General features: G+C 61.6%; 24 protein-coding genes. 14 read left to right on the top strand and 10 right to left on the bottom strand.

The window, feature by feature from the left end; translation table 11 throughout:
* The first annotated feature begins 62 nt into the window (after positions 1-62).
* From AC1DZ5_RS04490 to AC1DZ5_RS04460, 7 genes are all read left to right on the top strand, one after another.
* Entirely contained in the window at positions 63-1,103 is a 1,041-nt protein-coding gene (locus AC1DZ5_RS04490) for an ABC transporter ATP-binding protein (protein WP_477886475.1), read from the top strand.
* Positions 1,104-1,165: 62 nt separating this feature from the next.
* Positions 1,166-2,446, top strand: coding sequence for an ABC transporter substrate-binding protein (locus AC1DZ5_RS04485; protein ID WP_477886472.1), 1,281 nt, complete (start codon positions 1,166-1,168; stop codon positions 2,444-2,446).
* Positions 2,447-2,473: 27 nt separating this feature from the next.
* Complete coding sequence (locus AC1DZ5_RS04480) at positions 2,474-3,394, top strand: ABC transporter permease (protein ID WP_477886470.1); 921 nt, start codon at positions 2,474-2,476, stop codon at positions 3,392-3,394.
* A 1-nt stretch (position 3,395) separates the two neighbouring features.
* Positions 3,396-4,283, top strand: a complete 888-nt coding sequence (locus AC1DZ5_RS04475; RefSeq protein WP_477886467.1) for an ABC transporter permease — start codon at positions 3,396-3,398, stop codon at positions 4,281-4,283.
* The gene (locus tag AC1DZ5_RS04470; protein ID WP_477886465.1) at positions 4,280-4,993 is read left to right on the top strand and encodes a GntR family transcriptional regulator; all 714 of its coding nucleotides are present in this window, start codon (positions 4,280-4,282) and stop codon (positions 4,991-4,993) included. Before AC1DZ5_RS04475 ends, AC1DZ5_RS04470 begins: the two co-directional genes overlap by 4 nt.
* 7 nt (positions 4,994-5,000) lie before the next feature.
* Entirely contained in the window at positions 5,001-5,750 is a 750-nt protein-coding gene (locus AC1DZ5_RS04465) for an aspartate/glutamate racemase family protein (RefSeq protein WP_477886462.1), read from the top strand.
* 94 nt (positions 5,751-5,844) lie between these two features.
* Positions 5,845-6,414: a glycine zipper domain-containing protein gene (locus AC1DZ5_RS04460; RefSeq protein WP_477886460.1), complete on the top strand. Its 570-nt coding sequence runs from the start codon at positions 5,845-5,847 to the stop codon at positions 6,412-6,414.
* Between the two features lie 15 nt (positions 6,415-6,429).
* On the opposite strand, the gene AC1DZ5_RS04455 is transcribed toward AC1DZ5_RS04460, so the two are convergent.
* Positions 6,430-7,320, bottom strand: coding sequence for a dienelactone hydrolase family protein (locus AC1DZ5_RS04455; RefSeq protein ID WP_477886458.1), 891 nt, complete (start codon positions 7,318-7,320; stop codon positions 6,430-6,432).
* Positions 7,321-7,361: 41 nt separating this feature from the next.
* Positions 7,362-8,303, bottom strand: coding sequence for a recombination-associated protein RdgC (locus tag AC1DZ5_RS04450; protein WP_477886457.1), 942 nt, complete (start codon positions 8,301-8,303; stop codon positions 7,362-7,364).
* Between the two features lie 146 nt (positions 8,304-8,449).
* On the opposite strand from AC1DZ5_RS04450, the gene AC1DZ5_RS04445 reads away from it, so the two are divergent.
* A complete protein-coding gene (locus AC1DZ5_RS04445; protein WP_477886455.1) occupies positions 8,450-8,941 on the top strand; it encodes a Spy/CpxP family protein refolding chaperone in 492 nt (163 codons plus the stop codon).
* A gap of 11 nt (positions 8,942-8,952) precedes the next feature.
* On the opposite strand, the gene AC1DZ5_RS04440 is transcribed toward AC1DZ5_RS04445, so the two are convergent.
* The gene (locus AC1DZ5_RS04440; protein ID WP_477886454.1) at positions 8,953-9,318 is read right to left on the bottom strand and encodes a glutaredoxin; all 366 of its coding nucleotides are present in this window, start codon (positions 9,316-9,318) and stop codon (positions 8,953-8,955) included.
* 106 nt (positions 9,319-9,424) lie between these two features.
* On the opposite strand from AC1DZ5_RS04440, the gene AC1DZ5_RS04435 reads away from it, so the two are divergent.
* Both AC1DZ5_RS04435 and AC1DZ5_RS04430 read left to right on the top strand, forming a co-directional pair.
* On the top strand, positions 9,425-10,267 hold the full coding sequence (locus AC1DZ5_RS04435) for a DUF2189 domain-containing protein (RefSeq protein ID WP_477886453.1): 843 nt from the start codon (positions 9,425-9,427) through the stop codon (positions 10,265-10,267).
* Entirely contained in the window at positions 10,267-10,476 is a 210-nt protein-coding gene (locus AC1DZ5_RS04430; RefSeq protein WP_477886450.1) for a DUF2788 domain-containing protein, read from the top strand. Before AC1DZ5_RS04435 ends, AC1DZ5_RS04430 begins: the two co-directional genes overlap by 1 nt.
* A 14-nt stretch (positions 10,477-10,490) precedes the next feature.
* Here the strand turns inward: AC1DZ5_RS04430 and AC1DZ5_RS04425 are convergent, their stop codons facing one another.
* Genes AC1DZ5_RS04425 through AC1DZ5_RS04415 form a run of 3 tightly spaced genes read right to left on the bottom strand, consistent with a single transcriptional unit; the run spans position 10,491 to position 13,612 of the window.
* On the bottom strand, positions 10,491-11,069 hold the full coding sequence (locus AC1DZ5_RS04425) for an NnrU family protein (protein ID WP_477886448.1): 579 nt from the start codon (positions 11,067-11,069) through the stop codon (positions 10,491-10,493).
* A 28-nt stretch (positions 11,070-11,097) separates the two neighbouring features.
* The gene (locus AC1DZ5_RS04420) at positions 11,098-12,654 is read right to left on the bottom strand and encodes a GGDEF domain-containing protein (protein ID WP_477886446.1); all 1,557 of its coding nucleotides are present in this window, start codon (positions 12,652-12,654) and stop codon (positions 11,098-11,100) included.
* Between the two features lie 10 nt (positions 12,655-12,664).
* The gene (locus tag AC1DZ5_RS04415; protein WP_477886443.1) at positions 12,665-13,612 is read right to left on the bottom strand and encodes an alpha/beta fold hydrolase; all 948 of its coding nucleotides are present in this window, start codon (positions 13,610-13,612) and stop codon (positions 12,665-12,667) included.
* 418 nt (positions 13,613-14,030) lie between these two features.
* Between AC1DZ5_RS04415 and minC the strand changes: the two genes are divergently transcribed.
* From minC to minE, 3 genes are read left to right on the top strand one after another with little or no spacing between them, the layout of a single operon-like run.
* Positions 14,031-14,816: a septum site-determining protein MinC gene (gene minC / locus AC1DZ5_RS04410; protein ID WP_477886442.1), complete on the top strand. Its 786-nt coding sequence runs from the start codon at positions 14,031-14,033 to the stop codon at positions 14,814-14,816.
* Between the two features lie 38 nt (positions 14,817-14,854).
* On the top strand, positions 14,855-15,670 hold the full coding sequence (minD, locus tag AC1DZ5_RS04405) for a septum site-determining protein MinD (RefSeq protein WP_310343918.1): 816 nt from the start codon (positions 14,855-14,857) through the stop codon (positions 15,668-15,670).
* 3 nt (positions 15,671-15,673) lie between these two features.
* Positions 15,674-15,937 carry a cell division topological specificity factor MinE gene (gene minE / locus AC1DZ5_RS04400; protein ID WP_105260189.1) on the top strand — a complete coding sequence of 88 codons (264 nt, stop codon included), beginning with the start codon at positions 15,674-15,676 and terminating at the stop codon, positions 15,935-15,937.
* Positions 15,938-16,017: 80 nt separating this feature from the next.
* Here the strand turns inward: minE and AC1DZ5_RS04395 are convergent, their stop codons facing one another.
* The 3 genes from AC1DZ5_RS04395 to AC1DZ5_RS04385 all read right to left on the bottom strand — a co-directional run bounded on the left by AC1DZ5_RS04395 (position 16,018) and on the right by AC1DZ5_RS04385 (position 18,484).
* Positions 16,018-17,172 carry a metallophosphoesterase gene (locus AC1DZ5_RS04395; RefSeq protein ID WP_477886439.1) on the bottom strand — a complete coding sequence of 385 codons (1,155 nt, stop codon included), beginning with the start codon at positions 17,170-17,172 and terminating at the stop codon, positions 16,018-16,020.
* 72 nt (positions 17,173-17,244) lie between these two features.
* Entirely contained in the window at positions 17,245-18,000 is a 756-nt protein-coding gene (locus AC1DZ5_RS04390) for an NRDE family protein (RefSeq protein ID WP_477886437.1), read from the bottom strand.
* Between the two features lie 10 nt (positions 18,001-18,010).
* Entirely contained in the window at positions 18,011-18,484 is a 474-nt protein-coding gene (locus AC1DZ5_RS04385; protein ID WP_477886435.1) for an Lrp/AsnC family transcriptional regulator, read from the bottom strand.
* A 248-nt stretch (positions 18,485-18,732) separates the two neighbouring features.
* On the opposite strand from AC1DZ5_RS04385, the gene AC1DZ5_RS04380 reads away from it, so the two are divergent.
* Positions 18,733-19,233 carry a HugZ family pyridoxamine 5'-phosphate oxidase gene (locus AC1DZ5_RS04380; protein ID WP_477886433.1) on the top strand — a complete coding sequence of 167 codons (501 nt, stop codon included), beginning with the start codon at positions 18,733-18,735 and terminating at the stop codon, positions 19,231-19,233.
* On the opposite strand, the gene AC1DZ5_RS04375 is transcribed toward AC1DZ5_RS04380, so the two are convergent.
* On the bottom strand, positions 19,230-19,952 hold the full coding sequence (locus AC1DZ5_RS04375) for a glutamine amidotransferase-related protein (RefSeq protein ID WP_477886430.1): 723 nt from the start codon (positions 19,950-19,952) through the stop codon (positions 19,230-19,232). The genes AC1DZ5_RS04380 and AC1DZ5_RS04375 overlap by 4 nt on opposite strands.
* Positions 19,953-19,965: the final 13 nt, after the last annotated feature.

The following is a 19,965-nucleotide window of genomic DNA, read 5'->3' as shown; positions in this document are numbered from 1 at the left end:
TGTACACAATGCTGCAAAAGCATTGTGTACAAAGCTGGCACAGGCTTTGCGTAAGGCTTGGCATGAACGCCACCACCCCACTGCAGGCCGCGGCCATCGAGGTTGTAGGACTGAGCAAACGCTACGCCCAGGGCAAGCCTGCCGTGGACAACATCAACCTGCGCATTGCCAGCGGCAGCTACTGCTGCCTGCTGGGGCCCTCGGGCTGTGGCAAGAGCACCACGCTGCGCATGATTGCGGGGCACGAGTCCGCCACGGGCGGCGACATCCTGCTGGAGAACCGCAACATCACCGACCTGCCCGCCGCCGAACGTGGCACGGCCATGATGTTCCAAAGCTTTGCGCTGTTCCCCCACCTGACTGCGCTGGACAACGTGGCCTTCAGCCTGAAGATGAAGGGCGTGGACAAGCTGGAACGCCACGCCAAGGCGCAGGACCTGCTGCAGCGCGTGGCCATGGGCCACCTGGCAGACCGCAAGCCGGCCGAGCTGTCGGGCGGCCAGCAACAACGTGTGGCCCTGGCCCGCGCCCTGATCACCCAGCCGCGCGTGCTGCTGCTGGACGAACCGCTCTCTGCGCTCGACCCCTTCCTGCGCATCCAAATGCGTGCCGAGCTGCGCCGCTGGCAAAAAGAGCTGGGCCTGACCTTCATCCATGTGACCCACTCGCAGGAAGAGGCCATGGCCCTGGCCGACACCATGGTGGTGATGAACCACGGCGTGATCGAGCAGGTGGGCAGCCCGCACGAGGTCTACAACAAGCCCGCCAGTGAGTTTGTTGCGCGCTTCATGGGCGGCCACAACGTGCTGGAAACCCCGGGCGGCAAGATTGGTGTGCGCACCGACCAGATGCAGGTCACCCCCGCCACCAGTGCCAACACCGATGCCCCACACACCAAGCGCGCCGTGATTACCGACGTGGAGTACCAGGGCACCTATGTGCTGCTGGGCCTGCAAAACCCCGGCATCGCACACACCGCGCACACCACGGCCGAGATCTCGGTAATGGTGTCCGAAGCCACCTTTGCCCAACGGCCCTACGCCGTGGGCGAGACCGTGCAGTTGAGCTGGGCACCCGGCGCTGCACACCCACTGGCGTACTGAGTTCTCCCTGTCTTCGCAAGAAGTTTTTAACCCCCTCCCGACCCTCTCTAAGGAGTTTTCCCATGGCTGACGATCTGAAAGACACCCTCTCCACTGCCGCGCCCATGCAACGCCGCAGCCTGCTCAAAGGCACCGCCGGTATCCTGGCCGCGGGCGTGTTCCCCGCCGTGCATTCGGCCGACCCCATCGTGCTGCGCTACCTGGGCACCGCGGTGAACCAGGACAAGGCGATTGCGGAAAAGTTTGAAAAAGACACCGGCATCAAGATCCAGTACGTGGCCGTCACCACCGACGACGTGACCAAGCGCGCTGTGACTGCGCCCAACAGCTTCGACCTGATCGACTCCGAGTACTTCTCGCTCAAGAACATCGTGCCCACGGGCAACCTCAAGGGCATCGACACCAAGCGTATCAAGAATGCCGACAAGATCACCAGCCTGTTCACCACCGGCATGGTGGCCGGCAAGGCCGTGGGCGACCAGGGCACCGCACCCAAGAAGGTCATCTACCTCGAAGGCGAAAAAAGCAAGGTCTTCGCCAAGAGCCCCACGCAATACATGAGCCTGATCCCCACCGTGTACAACGCCGACACGCTGGGCATTCGCCCTGACCTGATCAAGCGCCCCATCTCCTCTTGGGCCGAGTTGCTGAACCCCGAATTCAAGGGCAAGGCTGCGATTCTGAACATCCCCTCCATCGGCATCATGGACGCGGCCATGGTGGTGGAAGCCATGGGCATCTACAAGTACCCCGACAAGGGCAACATGACGAAGAAGGAAATTGATCTGACGATCAAGACCCTGATCGACGCCAAGAAGCAAGGCCAGTTCCGCAGCCTGTGGAAAGACTTCAACGAGTCCGTCAACCTGATGGCTTCGGGTGAAGTGGTGATCCAGTCCATGTGGTCACCTGCTGTGACTGCCGTGCGCACCAAGGGCATTGCCTGCAACTTCCAGCCGCTCAAGGAAGGCTATCGCGCCTGGGCATCCGGCTTCGGCTTGCCTGCCACTTTGTCTGGCAAAAAGCTGGACGGTGCCTACGAGTTCATCAACTGGTTCCTGGACGGCTGGGCCGGTGCCTACCTGAACCGCCAGGGCTACTACAGCGCCGTGCTGGAAACCGCCAAGGCCAAGATGGAAGCCTACGAGTGGGCCTACTGGATGGAAGGCAAACCCGCCACGCAAGACATCAAGAGCCCGAACGGCGATGTGCTGGCCAAGAAGGGCGAAAGCCGCGACGGCGGCAGTTACGAAGCCCGCATGGGTGGCATCGCCTGCTGGAACGCGGTGATGGACGAAAACACCTACATGGTTCAAAAGTGGAACGAGTTTGTGGCTGCTTGATAGCCTTGCATAGGAAGTGAAAACACCATGAGCGCACCTTCAGCACCCTCACTTCCGGCGGCATCTGCCCCGGGCCGCACGCTTGCGGCCTGGTGGCAGGCCCTGCCGCTCACCACGGTGTTTGCGCTCTTCTTTTTGATTCCATTGGCCCTGGTGCTGATGGTGAGTTTCTGGGACTACAACCAGTACGAGATGCTGCCGGGCTTCACGTTCAAGAACTACGTGGCCATCTTCGACGGCTGCCTGTCGCGAAACGAGGCAGGTGACCTGTGCGTCACCATCAAGACCTACCTGTCCACCTTCAAGTTCAGCGTGCTGGTGTGGTTGCTCACGCTGGTCATTGGGTTTACGGTGTCGTACTTCCTGGCGTTTCATGTGAAATCCAGCGGCGTGCAGGTGGTGCTGTTTGTGCTCTGCACGATTCCCTTCTGGACGTCCAATGTGATCCGCATGATTGCCTGGGTGCCGCTCTTGGGGCGCAACGGCCTGGTCAACGATGCGCTCATGACCATGGGCATGGTCAGCAAGCCCGTGGAGTGGCTGCTGTTCTCCGACTTCTCGGTGGTGCTGGCCTTTGTGCACCTGTTCACCACCTTCATGATCGTGCCCATCTTCAACAGCATGATGCGCATTGACCGCAGCCTGATCGAGGCCGCCAGCGACAGCGGGGCCACCGCCTGGCAAACGCTGTGGAACGTCATCGTGCCGCTGTGCCGCACCGGCATCATCATCGGCTCCATCTTCGTCATCACCATCGTCATGGGCGATTTCGTCACCATCGGCGTCATGGGCGGGCAACAGATCGCCTCGGTGGGCAAGATCATCCAGGTGCAGACGTCCTACCTGCAATTCCCGCTAGCCGCGGCCAACGCGGTGGTGCTGCTGAGCTTGGTGCTCATGATCATCTGGGCCCTCACTCGCATGGTCGACATCCGCAAGGAGCTTTGAAATGCACACCAAAGACCGCACCGCCGCCTTCTGGTTTCTGGCCCTGTTCTTTGCGGCCTATGTGCTGTTCCTCTACGGGCCCATGCTGGTCATTGTGGTGTTGAGTTTTCAGGGGCCTGAGGGCGGGCTGACCTTCCCCATGCGCGGCATATCGCTGCACTGGTTCCACAAGCTGGCCGAGGGCCTGGGTGTGGTGGACATTGGTGCCGCGCTGTACCGCTCGCTGGGCCTGGGGCTCACGGTCATGGCCTTCACCATCGTGTTCTCGGTGCTGGCGGGCCTGGCGTTTCGCAAGAAGCTGCGCGGTGGCCACCTCCTGTTTTTCACCGTGGTGGCCAGCCTCATCATGCCGTCCATCATCGTGTCGCTGGGCATTGGCCTGGAGTTCCGACTGCTCGATGGCGGCATCAAGAAAGTGCTGGAAGCCTTTGGCATGGATGGTGTGCTGGAGAACTACGGCACCGCGCTGGGCATCTACACCTCGGCCCTGGGCGCGCACCTGACCTGGACGCTGCCCTTTGGCCTGCTCATCATGTTTGCCATCTTCAACCGCTTCAACCCTGCCTATGAAGAAGCAGCGCGCGACCTGGGTGCCACGCCCTGGCAAGGCTTTCGCTACGTGGTGCTGCCGCTCATTGCGCCCTCCGTCGTGGGCATTGGCATGTTTGGCTTCACGCTGAGCTGGGACGAAATTGCCCGCACCTCACAGGCCATTGGCGATGTGAACACGCTGCCGCTGGAGCTGCAAGGCCTTACCACCACGGTAACCACGCCCTCCATCTACGCGCTGGGCACCGTGACCATGGTGGTATCGTTTCTGGTGATGGGGCTGGCCGTGGGCCTGTCCAAACTGCTGGCCAGGAAGCCAGCCAACCGGCGGACTGCATGACTGATTTTGTCGCTCTGACAGAAAACGAGATTTACGAGCGCATGGTGGCCACCATCCTGGACCACCGCCTGCCTCCAGGCACCAAGCTCATCGAGGAGAAACTGGCCAGCGCCTTTGGCGTCTCCCGCACCCGCGTGCGGCCCGTGCTGGTGCGCCTGGCCAACGAGCAAATCGTCACCCTGACACCCAACCGCGGCGCCACCGTGGCCCAGCCCACCGAGAAAGAAGCGCGCGAAGTCTTTGAAGTGCGCCGCATGATTGAGCCCACGCTCATCGAGTGCTTCATCGCCAGCGCCACGGCCGACGACATTGCGGTGCTGACCCAGTGCATCAACGACGAAGAGGCTGCCCGTGTGGCGGGCGACATGCGCCGCGCCATCCGCCTGTCGGGGGATTTCCATTTGCACATCGCCAACGCGTCAGACCACCAGACGCTGGGCCGCATCCTGCGGGAGCTGGTGTCGCGCACCTCGCTCATCCTCATGACCTACAGCAACAACCACACACAGGCGCGTGTGGAGGCCACCGCCTGCGGTTGTGCGGAACACCGCGCGCTGCTGGACGCCATTCGTCTGCGCGACCCGCGCGAGGCCGCGCGCCTGATGCATGACCACCTGGCGCAACTAGAGACCCAGCTGCAGTTCACTGCGGCCGAAGAGGTGGCACCGGACTTGGCATCGTTGTTTGGTGGGCCACCCCCTGCCCCTTAAGCGCCCCATGCGCCAGCTGCTGGTCATCAACCCCAACACCTCGCACAGCGTCAGCGCGCTGCTGCAAACCCACGCCCAGGCCGCCGCGGGCCCGCAGGTGGAGGTCAAGACCGCAACCGCGCGCTTTGGCGCCCCCTACATCGCCTGCGAGGCCAGCTACGCCATCGCCGGCCACGCCCTGCTGGACCGCTGGGCAGCCGCGCTGCAAGACAGCCCACGGGCGCCCGATGCCATCCTGATCGGCTGCTTTGGCGATCCCGGCCTGTTGGCCCTGCGCCAGGGCAGTGCGATCCCCGTGACCGGGCTGGCCGAGGCCGCGTTTTCCGAAGCCGCGGCACAAGGCCGCTTTGCCGTGGTCACAGGCGGCGAGCGCTGGAAGCCCATGCTGGAACGCTTGGCCTATTCGCTAGGCCAAGCCCCTGCACTGGTCGGCATCCACACCGTGGCACCCAGCGGCGCGGAACTGGCCAGCGACCCGCAGGCCGCCGTGGCCCTGCTCACCAAGGCCTGCCAGGAGGCAGCTGCGCAGTGGGACGCGAAGTCCATCGTGCTTGGCGGCGCGGGGCTGGCTGGCCTTGCCGCACTGATCCAGCCCTTTGTGGATGTTCCTGTCATTGACAGTGTGCTGGCCGGCACTCGCCATGCACTGGCCTTGCCACCCAGCGGGGAAAGTGAAAACGGCTTTGATGTGCCCTGGTTCAACGTGGCCCCGGAACTGATGGTGCTGGGCAGTCGTAACAAGCTGCAGCAGGTGTAAAGCCTTGTAATCGGCGTCATCGCCTCGGCATGCAGGGCGTTGAAAGCGCATAAATCGCCACTTTTGGCGGTACGGGCTCCGGCCCCTTCAGCGTATGACGAACACCTCTTCCCACTCTACACGGCTGTCCAGCGGTCTGGTTCGCACCCTGCGTGCAGGCACAGTCGCTCTGGGGCTACTGGCCTTGGTACACAGCGCCCATGCGAATGACTGGACCCCGCTTCTGGGTGGGGGTGCCGGTGCAGCAGCCGGTGCGGTGCTGGGCCAATCCGTGGGCGGCAAAAGCGGTGCAGTGGTCGGTGGCGCGTTGGGTGGTGCTGCAGGCGCCGCAGTCACCACGCATGGTTCCGGCCGCAGTGGCGCGGTGATCGGCAGCGCAGTTGGCGGTGCAGCGGGTGCCGCAGTTGGCCAGTCCGTGGGCGGCCGCAGTGGTGCGGTCGTGGGCGCTGGCCTGGGCGGTGCGGCGGGTGCCGGTGTGGGCCGCAGCATGACGCAACACCAGCCTCAGGCACGTGGCTACGCCTATGCCCCCGGTGGGCACTACGAACGTGCCAGCTACCGCGAAGACTACCGCCAGGACTTTGGCCACCACTACCACCGCGGTTGGAACAAACACCACCGCCACCATGGCCATGGTCACGGCCATGACCGCTACGACGACTAAGTCCGGCGCGACGCGTCAGCCGCGCAAGGTCTGATTGAAGAAGGCCAAGGTGCGGTCCCATGCCAGTTTCGCGGCGGCCGCGTCAAAGCGCGGCGTCGTGTCGTTGTTGAACCCATGTTGGGTGCCCGCGTACTGATAGGCCACATAGCGCGCACCGGCGGCTTGCAGTGCAGCCTCATAGGCGGGCCAGGCCGCATTGATACGTTCATCCACCGCTGCAAAGTGAATCAATAAGGGGGCTTTGACTTTGGCCGCATCTTCTGGCGCAGGCAGATTGCCATAGAACGGCACCGCCGCAGCCAGTTCCGGCAGCCGCACCGCCAAGGTGTGGGCCATGCCACCGCCATAGCAAAACCCCACCACACCGAGCTTGCCCGAGCTCTCGGCATGCGTGAGCAAATAGCGTGACGCCGCCACAAAGTCTTCCCGTGTCTTGGTCTGGTCCAGCTTGGCAAACAACTCACGCGCCTTGTCCTCGTCGCCCGGATAGCCGCCTAGCGGCGTCAGCGCATCCGGGGCCAGCACCAGATAACCCGCCAGCGCCAGGCGGCGGGCAATGTCTTCGATATGGGGATTGAGCCCGCGGTTTTCATGCACCACCAGAATCGTGGGCAGCTTGCCCGTGGTTTGCGCAGGCCGCACCAGATACGCTTTGATGCTGCCATAGCCCGCCAATGCCGAAATCTCAACCGTGCGGGCGCTGACGCGCGGGTCGTCCTTGGGTACCACCTCGGCTGCCGCAAAGTTGGGGCTCAGCGCAGCCAGCAGGCCAGCAGCAGTGACGCCACCCACGGCGAATTTCTGGGCACGTTCCAGAAACCCCCGGCGGTCCACGATGCCGTGCACATAGGCATCAAACAGAATCAGCAGTTCCTGGTCAAAATCCTGTGCGGTTTTCCGTTGCATGGGCAAGCCTCCCAAAAAGACGCCAGCTTAGCGGGAAAGCGCTACGCCGGTGTAACAGCGCCCGTAACAGAGTTTTCACCCAGTGCCACTTCACCGCCCAACGCCTCCAGCAGGTCGGGAATCAGTTGCACCAGTTCGCCCGTGGCAATAGCCACATCGGCATCAAAGTTGTCGTCCTTGCCGTCGCCTGCGGCCTTGGCAGCCTCTTCAAACACGGTGTCCAGAAAAGCAATCTTCTTGAGCTGCAGAGCCTCTGTCAGCACGAACGACACCCGGTCGTTCCAGGTCATGGCCAGGCGCGTGGGCATCTTGCCCAGGGCGATGTGCTGGGCTACCTCTTCGGTGTCCAGCGCGTGGCGCGTGTAGCGCACTACGGCCTTGGATTCGTCGGCCGCCTTGAGCTCGCACTCGCGGTCCACGCTGAAGTCCGTCGGCGCTTCCTGCGTGCCCAACCAATGCGCCATGGCCGTGGCGGGCGCCAGTTGGGTGTTGATGAGCTGCACGGCCAGCCCATCCACCGCCTTGATCAGCGCCGTCATCACCTCGTCGGCCTTGGCCTGGCTGCCAGCGTCCAGCACCAGGCGTCCGGCCTTGGGGTCTATCCACACCTGCACACTGGACTGCTTGGTAAACGCCATGGGCAACAGGGCCAGGCGTGCGTCGTCGCGGATTTCGCGCGCCTCTTTTTTGCCGGGCTTGCGGCCCGTGGTGGCCTCGATTTGCTGCAGTTGTTCCTGCACCTTGCGCTTGACCACCGAGCCGGGCACGCTCTTGACCTCGATCACGAGCTTGAGCAGCCACTGGCCGCCCACGATCTCCACCAAGGGGCCGTGGGCCTGGCCCCGGGGTTCGGTCCAGCCCACCGATTTCTCTTGGCTGGCGCCACATTCCACAAACCGCGCGCCATCCAGCGCCTCTTCCAACTGCGCCTGCGTTGTCGACCATGCCGACACCAGGCGGTACACCATCATGTTTTTGAACACTTTTGACCCATTTCTATAGACCCTGCATTTTCACGCAACTTTACAAACCCACATGGCGGCGCAATGGGGCGGATACACAGCCCTCGCACACTTGCTTTCAACCTGATGCGATACCCGCTGCAGGCAGATGACCAAAGGAACACCCCATGAAACCTGTTTTCAAATCTCTCGTCGTTGCCAGTCTGTTGGCTGGTGCAGGCTTTTCGGTGATGGCGCAAAAGCCGACCCCCGATGCCGCCGCCGATGGCAAGCCCCGCATGGAACACCACCAGCGCATGGACCCTGCCAAGATGGAAGAAATGCACGCCAAACGTGTGGCTGAACTCAAAACGAAGCTGAAGATCACAGCTGCACAAGAAGGCGCCTGGACCACTTTCACCGCCGCCATGAAGCCGCCAGCCCGTGGCGCCCAGCAACGCCCCGACCGCGCCGAGCTGGACAAGCTGAGCACGCCCGAGCGCCTGGACAAAGTCCGCGCCCTGCGCACCCAGCACATGGCCGACATGCAAGTCCAAATGGACAAGCGCGACGAAGCGACCAAGACGTTCTACGCCGTGCTAAGCCCCGAGCAGAAAAAACTGTTTGACGAAGAGCACGCCCGCATGGGCGGCCACCGGGGCGGTGGTGAGCGCAAATAAGCTCAAGTCAGTCAGGCGAGCAGCGTCTTGAGTTCGCCGCTGGCAATCAGAGCCTGCACGTCGGTGGCACCACCTACCAGCGTGCCTTTGACAAACACCATGGGAAATGTGGGCCAGCCGGTCCACAGTTTCAGTGCCGTACGACGGCGCCATGTGTTGAGGTAGTTGCCGTATTCCAGGTAGGTGTAGGCCACACCGGCCGCGTCCAGCGCCGCACGCGCTTTCTTGGGCATGGGGTTCAGCCCCATGCCAACCACCACCACCGCATGCGCAGCGACCGCGGCCTGCACTTCTTGAACAATGTCCTGGTGGTGCCCGGCAATGCGTTCACGGATGGCGGGGTGGATGTGGGATTCATCCAGAACGGGGCGGGGCATAAGCAATCCTCAAAGGGTTAGCTTTTTATTATGCGGTGGGCCCTTGATCTCCATCAAAATTTAGGGGCTGCTCCGGGTCTAGACTGGATAGCATGGGTTCACCACCATGACCACCCCATTTTCACCCCCACCCATCCGCACCATCACCCTGATGCGCCCCCTAATGTGGTTGGGGCTGGCGTGGCATGACATGCTGCGTGCGGGTTGGGTGAGTTTTGCCCATGGCTTGGTGCTGGCCGCATTCGGAGCCGCCATTGTGGCGGTGGCACACCACCGTTTTTGGCTGCTGGCCGGCGCCCTCTCCGGTTTTCTGGTGGTGGCACCCGTGCTGGCCACCAGCCTGTATGCCCTGAGCCGCGCGCTGGAGCGCAAGGAAACTGCAGACTGGCAGGTAGTGGCCAAGACCTGGCTGAACTGGCAGGACAGCCATTTCAACAAATGGGGCAACGACTACTGGTGCATGGTGCAATTTGGCGCACTGCTGGCCCTCGCTGCCACTGGCTGGGTACTCACCTCTGCCGCGCTGATCACCCTGCTGGCCCCTGTGCCAGTGAATACACCCCTGGAGTTTGTACACCACGTCGTGCTGGCGCCCGACAGCTGGCTGTTTGAGCTGTGGTTGGCACTGGGTGGGGTGCTGGCAGCACCCCTGTTTGCCTCCAGTGTGGTCTCCATGCCCCTGCTGCTGGACCGCCGTGTCACGTTGATGCAAGCAGTGTTGACCAGTTGGCGAACGGTCCTGGCCAACCCTGTGCCCATGGCCCTGTGGGCAGCCCTCATCATGGGGTTCACCTTGTTGGGGCTGGGGTCGCTGTTGCTGGGCTTGATTCCGGTAATACCCATGCTGGGCCATGCCAGCTGGCATGCCTACCGCGAGCTGGTGGACGCCTCAGCATTGCCTGCCAGAGAAGGCTATTCCGCTCCCTACGTCCGCCCCGGACACCGCTGATGTTTGGCTTTACCGAAGAGCAAATCGCCAGCTTTGGCCTCACCTTTGGGGTGGGCGGTTTTATGCTCTACATGCTGTTCATCATTGGGCAGCTGGCGTGGGAATCCAAGGCAGGCAAATTCGGCACCTTTGTGCTGTTTTTGGGGCTGGCCTTTGGCATGGTGGGCTTTGCCGCCAAGTTCGTCATCCAGTGGGTGCTGACCCGCTAGAACCTCCCAATAGGTCAGCCGATGGGGCGAATACCAATCAGCAGACCATGCAGCACAAAGGCAAATAAAGCCCAGGCTGCCACACCCACCACCACGGTGACGCCCGTGCCCCATGCGGTACCTGCCGGGTACGCAGTGCCCAACGCCCGGTCACGCCGGCGGCAGGCGATGAAGTTGACCACGGCCCAGAACAGAAAGGCGCCAAACAACACAACATGCGCCAGGTTGCCATTGGCCAACAGGTGCGCCAGCGCCCAGGCTTTAACGGCTAGCACCATGGGGTGGTGAAAACGTGCCTTGATGGCGTTGGAAGGCACATAGGCTGCCGCCAATAAAACAAAGGCCAGCAGCGTGAGCAGGGCCGCCAGATGCCGCATGCCCGCGGGCGGGGTCCACAGCACCATCGGGGTTTCGCGGGCCACGCCGAATCCCCAAACGATGAGCGCCAGGCCTGCGGCGGCCAACAGGGAATACACGCCTTTGTAAGTGCCCTCGCCCCAGCGGGCCAATGCCTGGGTGCGCCAGCTGTCAGACACCATGCGCACCGAGTGCACACCCAAGAACACCAGCAAACCCAGTAACAAATAACCCATCACAGCCCCTTGGTTACACCGTCGCGCTTTAGGCGCCCAGCACCCGGTTTTTGCCTGCGCGCTTGGCCAGGTACATGGCCTGGTCGGCACGGCGAATCGCGTTGGCCGGTTCTTCATCCGCAGCCAGTTGCGCCACACCAGCGCTGAACGTAATCAACAGTTTTTCAGTACCCGCCAGGAAAAACCGCTTGGTGAGCTCGCGCTGCAAGCGGGTCATGGCCTCGATGCCCTTGTCCAGTGGCGTATCGGGCAACAAGATCACAAACTCTTCACCGCCATAGCGGGCCAAGGTATCTTGCGGGCGCATGCACTCACGGGCCACCGCCGCCAAATGGCTCAGTGCGGCATCACCCGTGGCATGGCCCAAGGTGTCGTTGAGCTTTTTGAAGTTGTCGATATCCAGCAAAGCCACGCTGAGGGGCAATTCCTTGCGGCGCACATGGGACACCTCACGGTTCAAGGCCTCATCCAGGCCCTTGCGGTTCAGGGCACCCGTCAGTGGGTCGTGCCGTGCCTGCGAGCTGACACGGTCCAGTTCCTGGTGCAACCGGACCAACTCGGCTTCTGAATGGAGCGCACGGCTGCGCAAGGCTTCCAGTTCCTCGCGTGAGGTCTGGCTTTCACGCGCCATATTGCGCGTGGTGCCTACCACCTCTTTCAAAACAGGGGCAATGTCAGCCAAGGTCTTGGCCTGTTCGATCAAACGGGCACTTTCTTCCAGCTTCTGTTGAAAGGTACCCGTGGACCGGCTCATCTGGGACAGGCGGTCAATGAAGGTCGCCACCATGGTGCGCATTTCTTCCTGTGTTTGCAGGGCGCGCTGTTTGGCATCTTTTTGTTTAAAGATAACGTCTTTTAAACGACGTTCAACATCATCTAATCGCCGTAATGTCAAAGGCGGTGTGGCGGCTTCCATCAGCGCGTCCATCTGTCCCTTGAGCCACTGCTCGTCCAGGCTCAGCTCGGCCACATTTTCAAACACCAGATGCAGGAGCTTCAGCAACGTCACCCGGATCTCAGCCTGGTCTTCGGCCGCAAATGAGAGGCGATGGCTGTAGTTCACCAGCATGAACTTGATGGCAGTCACATCGGCGCCGGGCTGGCGCATGGCCTTGAGCAGGTTGTCCGTTTGTTCGTTGAAACGTGGATCGTCCGAACCAAGCGCAGGCAACGCGTATTCGATCAAGCGCCCCATCTGGCTCAGAAATTCGGCAGAAATAGCGCTGCCCACGGCAGGAGCTGCAGCCGCAACGACATTGAGTGCTGGCGCCGCTGCGCCATCGCTTCCACTTCCATTAACGGGCACAAAACCCCCGTAGGCAATCAGTGCCGACTTCACGCCTTCCCAGTTCAGGCGGTCAATCGCGTAGTCCAACAGTCCTTTTTGCTTTTGCTGGCCCGGGGTCTTGGTGGGCAGTCCCAGTGAAATGTCCCGCAGCATGTCTGCGGGGAAATGCGGCACATGGGGGATGCCGGCAATTTCGTTATAGAGGGCCAGGTAATTGGCAGGCGTAGGCGTCAGCTTGCGGGCGGTCAGTTGCTTCAGCGTTTCCCGGGCAATTTCAAATGCTTTTTTATCAGCCATAAACACCGTTTCAGGTAATTTTCAGGAACTCTTTGACCGCGTGCACCGTGCTTTGGGCATCTTCTTCCTGGGGCACATGCCCCAGCTGCTCAAACACCACCAGCCGTGCACCCGCAATATCGGCTGCAAAGTGCCTGCCATTGTCCAACGGAATCAGCCTGTCCTGCACGCCCCAAAGGATCAAGGTGGGCAACTTCAGCGTTTTAATGTGTTCCACATGATCCCAGCGCATTTGCCCAAAGCGCTGAACCAGTGCCGCGCGGTTGCCTGCCCGCAGCGTCAGCTCATAGTAGCGGTCCACCACCTCTGGCGTCACCTTGGTAGGGTCACCATAGACATTGCGCACGCTGCTTTGAATCACACCGCGCGGCAGCATGTACTCCATGAGGCTACCCAAGACCGGAGCGCTTGCGAGCCGAAACCCCAACGGCACCGATTGCGATTGCATGGGATAACCGCCTGCGTCCACCAAAATCAGTTGCGTCACGCGCTGGGGTTGGGCCAATGCAAGCTCCCAGGCAATCTGCCCACCCAGGGAATTGCCGCCCAGCACCACGTGCTGCAAACCCAGGCTGTCCAACACCTGCTGCACAAACTGCACATAGGCCATCATCGAATAGTCATTCTGCGGATGTGGGCCCGTCAAACCAAAGGCTGGCAAATCAAAGCGAATCACGCGCCGTGTGGCAGTCAGGTTCTGTGCCCAGCCGTCCCAGGTGTGCAGGCTGGCCGCCGTGCCATGCAGCAACACGATGGGGTTAGGGTCATTGCGAGGCCCTTCATCACGCAAATGCACCTGCATGCCCGCTACCGACACAAACTGTGACGGTGCTTGCGCCCACCGGGCCGACAATTGCGCCACCGAACGGTCTGGCGCCCAAGTGGCAATGACGCCCGCGAACACAAACACCAGCACCGCGATCAGCGACACACCCAAAATACGGACAGCAAGTTTCATGGGACCGAACTCTACCTGTCTCCACCCCCACCGTGTCAAAGAATAAACCTGTGCATAGATTTCGCATAAGCCAGTAGTTATCCACAGGCGCGTGCCAAAACCCAAAGTTATCCCTTTTCACGAAGCAAAACCAAAGCACAGTCACCCACAAGGGTTGAACTTGGCTAAGCCTTTGATTCTGTTCGAGAAAAGAGGCTTGTCCACACAAGAGGGCTTCCCTTATCTACTACTACTATCTTTAAATAAGTAACTTAAGTAAATAGCAAGGCTCACAACTTCCTGTCGTTGTTCCACTTTTTTGGAGCAATAAAAAAAGATGTGTACATCTGCAAAGAAGCCATCGCCAAGTCTGTGTTTGGGACCATCCATCAAGTAAGATTTGCCCGCTTCATCCAACCGTCCATTGCACATTTCCTCCATGCCAGTTTCTTCTGCGGGTTCCGCCCCAGGCCACAGCCCTGCAAGTTTTGAAATCAAAAGCGCCCAGCTCCCATTGGTGGCCTTGTTGCTCAAAACCACCGACTGGACGCTTTTGGCCAAGGAACTCACGGCGCAATTTGGCAGCGAAAGTGACAGCGCAGACTTTTTTGACCACGACGCGCTGGTGATCGATTTTTCGCATCTGCCGGTGGATACCCCGGTGCAGGACATGGTGCCCTTGCTCAAGGTGCTGCGCACCTGCAACCTGGTGCCCGTGGCGGTGCGCGGTGCCAGCCCAGAATGGATGGCCGCCGCACTGGCCGTAGGCCTGGTGGAAGCGGCACCAGAAATTGTGCGCAGCAAGACGGCAGACGCCGTGGTACCCGCTAAAACCGTGGTGCAGGAAGTGGTTAAAGAGGTCGTGCGCGAAGTGCCCGGACCCGCCACCATGGTGATCGACAAGCCCTTGCGTTCCGGCCAAAAAGTCTATGCACGCAATGCCGATCTGGTCGTGCTGGCTATGGTCAACCAGGGTGCCGAGGTGGTGGCCGATGGCAATATCCACGTCTATGCCCCCCTGCGTGGCAAGGCCATGGCCGGTGCACGGGGCAACACCAACGCGCGCATTTTTTCGCTCTGCCTGGAGCCAGAATTGATTTCCATCGCCGGTGTCTACCGCACCAGCGAAAATCCCTTGCCCAAGGATGTGCAGGGCAAGGCCGCCCAAGTGCGACTGAGTACCGATGGCCAGGAAAAGCTGCTCGTAGAGCCGCTCAAGGCCTGATTCGGGTTTGATTTTTAATTTCGAAAGACATTTCACGCATGGCAAAAATCATTGTGGTTACCTCCGGCAAAGGTGGTGTGGGCAAGACGACCACCAGTGCCAGCTTTGCAACCGGTCTGGCCCTGCGCGGCCACAAGACGGCCGTGATCGACTTTGACGTGGGCCTGCGCAACCTGGATCTGATCATGGGTTGCGAACGCCGTGTCGTGTACGACCTGATCAACGTGATCCAGGGCGAAGCCAACCTGAACCAGGCGCTCATCAAAGACAAGCAGTGCGACAACCTCTACGTGTTGGCCGCATCGCAAACCCGCGACAAGGATGCCCTGACCCAAGAGGGTGTGGAAAAGGTACTGAACGACCTGAGCGCCATGGACTTTGAATTCATCGTCTGCGACTCCCCCGCTGGCATTGAAACCGGTGCGCTCATGGCCATGCACTTTGCTGACGAAGCCTTGGTGGTAACCAACCCCGAAGTCTCCAGCGTGCGCGATTCGGACCGCATCCTGGGCATGCTGGCCAGCAAGACCAAGCGCGCCATGAGCGGGGGTGACCCCATCAAGGAACACCTTCTGATCACGCGCTACAACCCAGCCCGTGTGGACCAGGGTCAGATGCTGTCGCTGGAAGATATTCAGGACATCCTGCGCATCAAGCTCATTGGCGTGATTCCCGAGAGCGAATCGGTGCTGCAAGCCTCCAACCAGGGCGTGCCTGCCGTGCACATGCAGGGCAGCGATGTGTCCGAGGCGTACAAGGACGTGATCGACCGCTTCCTCGGTACCGACAAACCCATGCGCTTCACCGAAGCGCCTAAACAAGGCCTGCTCAAGCGCCTGTTCGGAGGGAAATAAACCATGGCCTCCCTTTTGTCCTTTTTCCTTGGTGAGAAGAAGACCACGGCCAGCGTTGCCAAAGAGCGCCTGTCCATTCTTCTGGCCCACGAACGTTCTGGCCGCAATGCGTCCGAACCCGACTACCTGCCCGAACTCCAGCGCGAGCTGGTGGCCGTGATCAGCAAGTACGTGAAAATCAATCCCGCCGACATCAAGGTCATCCAGGGCCGCCAGGACAATCTGGAAACCCTGGAAGTCAAGATCGAGCTGCCGGACGCTCGCTAACCCAGCGCAGGTCAAGCGCTATGGTATTTATAGCTGCTAGCGCAATGTATACGGGGGCTAGAGGCCTGTTTGGCTTATCATCACGCTGGAATCAGGCGTAGCAGCGTGATTTCAGACGGCGCGCCAAAACGCTTGGGCGGTCCCCAGTAGCCGGTGCCCCGGCTGGTGTAGACCCACAGTGCACCCAGCTTGTGCAGGCCTGCGGTGAACGGTTGCTGAAAGCGAACAAAGTAACCCCAGGGCCAAAACTGCCCACCGTGTGTGTGGCCCGATAGCTGCAAATCAAACCCCGCTTTTTCCGCCGCCGCCGCGCTGCGCGGCTGGTGTGCCAGCAGGAGTTTGAACAAGGTCTGCTCTGGTGCCTGCGCCATCGCCGCCTGCGGGTCACTGCGGTGGCTTTCATCAAAGTGGTGAGCGCTGTAGTCGGCCACACCCGCCACCACCACCATGGCGCGTTCCGGGTCCTGCGTGTCGTTGCCATGGTGAATCACCACATGCTCGTTCATCAGCACCTGCACGCCGAGTGCGCGCAACGCGTCAATCCAGCTGTGCGCACCCGAGTAGTACTCGTGGTTGCCCGTCACAAAAAAAGTGCCGTGGGTGGATTGCAGTTGCGCCAGGGGGGCGATGTGTTGACCCAACTCTTTCACGCTGCCATCCACCAGATCTCCGGTGATGGCCACCATGTGCGCGCCCAGGCTGTTCACCCGGTCCACGATGCGCTGCAGGTAGTGCGTCTTGATCGTAGGGCCGACATGGATGTCACTGATTTGCGCCATGGTGAAGCCATGCAGGGCGTGCGGCAGGTTGGCAATGGGCACATCTACCCGCACGACGGCCGCGGTGCGGCGGGCGTTCCAGAAACCCAAAACCGTCATTAGCAAAGCGAGCAAGGGGACGGTCTCTGCGCTGGTGTGGCGCAGCACCGCGATCTCTAGCGTGAGTCCCAAGGCTTGCCCAGCCCAAGCACCGAACAACAGCACATCGCGCAGCAGCGTGAGCACCAAGAGCGATGAAAACAGGCCCATGCACAGCAAGCCACTCCACACCATGGCTGTACTCCAGGGGCCTCGCTTGGCACCACGGCCCATCAGGCCGCGGGGTACCAGCAGGGCGGACACCAGCAATACTCCGCCTAGCAGCAGGCTGGCGCCGGAGGGTAGATCAGGCAGCAAACGCCAGGCAATCAGCCCGTGGAACAAGAGGGAAATCAGGGTAACCGGGGCAAAAGCCATGGTGTGCGCCACGTCGCGTGAAGGACGGCGGCAGAGTGGAAAGCTTGGTAGATGGTGCGTGAAACCCCGGGTTCAAGGGTTGGGGTGGGTCAGGCTGCTGTGGCCTGCGGCGCCGTTTGCACCAAAGCGCTGTTCGCTGAAGTGCGTTTCGTCAGTTTTCACACGCACCACACTGCAGGCCCGCGTTCCATACCCCGGTGTGGCGATAAAAACCGCGGACAGGGCCCGCTCCAGTTCCAGCGGCACACCGGTCTGCGGCAGCTCTGCGTCTGCCGCCAGTGCGCGCGACTGCAGCAGGGGCCACAGCTGTTCATCGTCTGTGTCACCCTGCGCCACACAAGCCGCCAAACCGGTGCTGAGTTGGCGCAGCTTGGGCCAAGGGGTGAGGAAGTCGGCATTGGACACCGCGCCCAGGCCGGGCTCCAGTGCCACGACGCGGGCGCCGCGGCTTTCCAGGCCCAGCAGGGTCTGGCCGTCAAACACCAGCAGGTTGAAGGGGTTGTAAGTGCTGGCTTCGGGCTGCAAGGCCTGCAGGTAGGCCTGGGCGCTGAGCGGGCTTTGCAAAAAGTCGGCGACCAGCGCCCCGCGCGAAGGCGCATCTGCGCGCACCGATGCCGCACTGCGGTAGTTGGTCAGGGCCGCTACGCGGCCACCGGGGCCCACACCCAGCCAAGTACCACCCGCTTGCAGATCACGCCCGGCCAGGATGGGCGCATCAGGCCAGTGATGCAGCGGCTCGGCCGGGCGACTGTAAAACTCGTCGCGGTTGCCCAGCAAGAGCAGCGGTGTGGCGCTGCCGGGCTGCCAGTTCCAGGCGATCAGGCACATGGGCAGGCGATCAGGGTGAGGAGGTGACGGAGAGTGCGGTCCTGTCCACCACGCGACGCAGCACAAAGCTGCTGTGCACGCCGGTCACGCCCTCAATACGCGTGAGTTTGTTAAGCAGTAGCGCCTGGTAATGGTCCATGTCGCGCACCGCCACCTTGATCTGGTAGTCGGCGTCCTGTCCGGTGATCAGCAGGCACTCCAGCACCTCGGGCAGCACAGCCACGCTGGCCTCAAAGTTGGCAAAGCGCTCGGGCGTGTGACGGTCCATGGAGATATGCACCAGTGCCATCAGCGACAGCCCCAGTTTTTTGGCGTCCAGCAGAGCGCGGTAGCCCACGATCAGGCCGGACTCCTCCAGAGCGCGTACCCGGCGCAGGCAGGGCGAGGGCGACAGGCCGATGCGGTCGGCCAAATCCTGGTTATTGATGCGGCCATCGGTCTGCAAAACTTCGAGGATTTGCTGGTCATAGCGGTCAAGTTTCATGTTTATGCCTTATTTAATATCAATACAAGCAGAGTATGCCAAATATCCAGCATATAAGCGCAATAACGCAATCATCTGCCCGCAACCCCGGACTACACTGGAGTCCTCTGTTACCCACAGCCCCAAGCAGCACCGGCCACCCGCCAACGTTGTGCAGCCTGGCCCCACAAGGGCCCGTATTGCAAAACCCCACCCCGGGCGAATTCACCGCCCGGGGCGTTGTTTCATCCCCAGTTAGCATGCGAGGCATGCCACACGAATCTCCCCATGAACCCCATTTGACCCAGGCCTTGCGCCAGCTGCTGGCCCGCCAGCGCGTGGCGGCGCTGGCCACGCTGGATGCCCAAGGTCAGCCTTTTGTCTCAATGGTGCCGTTTGCTATTGACCCAAATACCGGGCGCATCGTGCTGCACGTCAGCGGGCTGGCACCACACACCGGCAACCTGCTTCGTACACCCCAGGTGTCGGTACTCATCATGCAGTCCGAGGTCGCAGGCGAGCCGGTGCACGCCCTGCCCCGAGTGAGCCTGGAGGGAGTGGCCACCCTGTTGGAACCACAAGAAGCCGCCTGGGTCAGCGGCCGGACGGCCTACCTGGCGCGGTTTCCCGAGGCCGAACCCATGACGCAGCTGGGTGATTTTTGGTTTGTGGGGATTACCGTCCACGCTGCCCGCCAAGTAGCGGGCTTTGGCGCAGCCCGCACGCTGGAAGCGGCGGACCTGCAGCAGGTGCTGCGCTCCGCGGCCTAGAGGCTGGCGGGAGCACGGCCTTCGACAAAGGCGACCATCACTTTGGCAAAGTCGATGCCTTCGTGGCCCTGCTCCAGGCTTTGCAGGCTGGCGCTGAAATGTTCGTCGCCCAGCACATGGCGGCGCTTGTGCAACAGGTGGGCGCTGTAGTCCTTCACAAACTCGGGGTGGGGCTGGATGCACAGCACCTCCTGGCCTCGGGCATAGGCGGAAATTGGGCAGCGATCGCTGCTGGCCAGCAGCGTGGCACCGGGCGGGAGCTCCAGCACCTGGTCCTGGTGGCTGGCCAAGAGGGCAAAACTGTCACGGTTGTCACTGGCGGCCATATCACAGGCGTGCCAGGTGTAGGTGTTGCGCCCGGTCACCCAGCCCTGGGGGGCACGGCCCACCTTGGCGCCCATGCACAGGGCAATCAGCTGGTGGCCAAAGCACACGCCCAGCAGCTTGGTGTCGGTGTCCAGCAGCGCGGTCACGCGCCGGCGCAGCTCGACCACCCAGGGTTCGTCCGAGAAAGAATCGGCCTTGCTGCCGGTCAGCAGCACGGCGTCGTAGCTGTCAAAAGAGTCGGGGTACTGGAATTCAGGGGTGCTGAAACGCTCCATGGTCCAGTGGGTGGCGCCGGCGTCGCGCAACACGCGCTCCATCATCGCAGCGTAGTTGCCGTAGGTGGGGACTAGCACGGGGTCAATCGTGTCGTTGTCCAGAATGCAGATCTTCATGGCCCCAATTTTC

The organism is Rhodoferax sp. P1_F3 (assembly GCF_056405715.1).
This window is presented reverse-complemented; position numbering and strand designations above follow the sequence as displayed.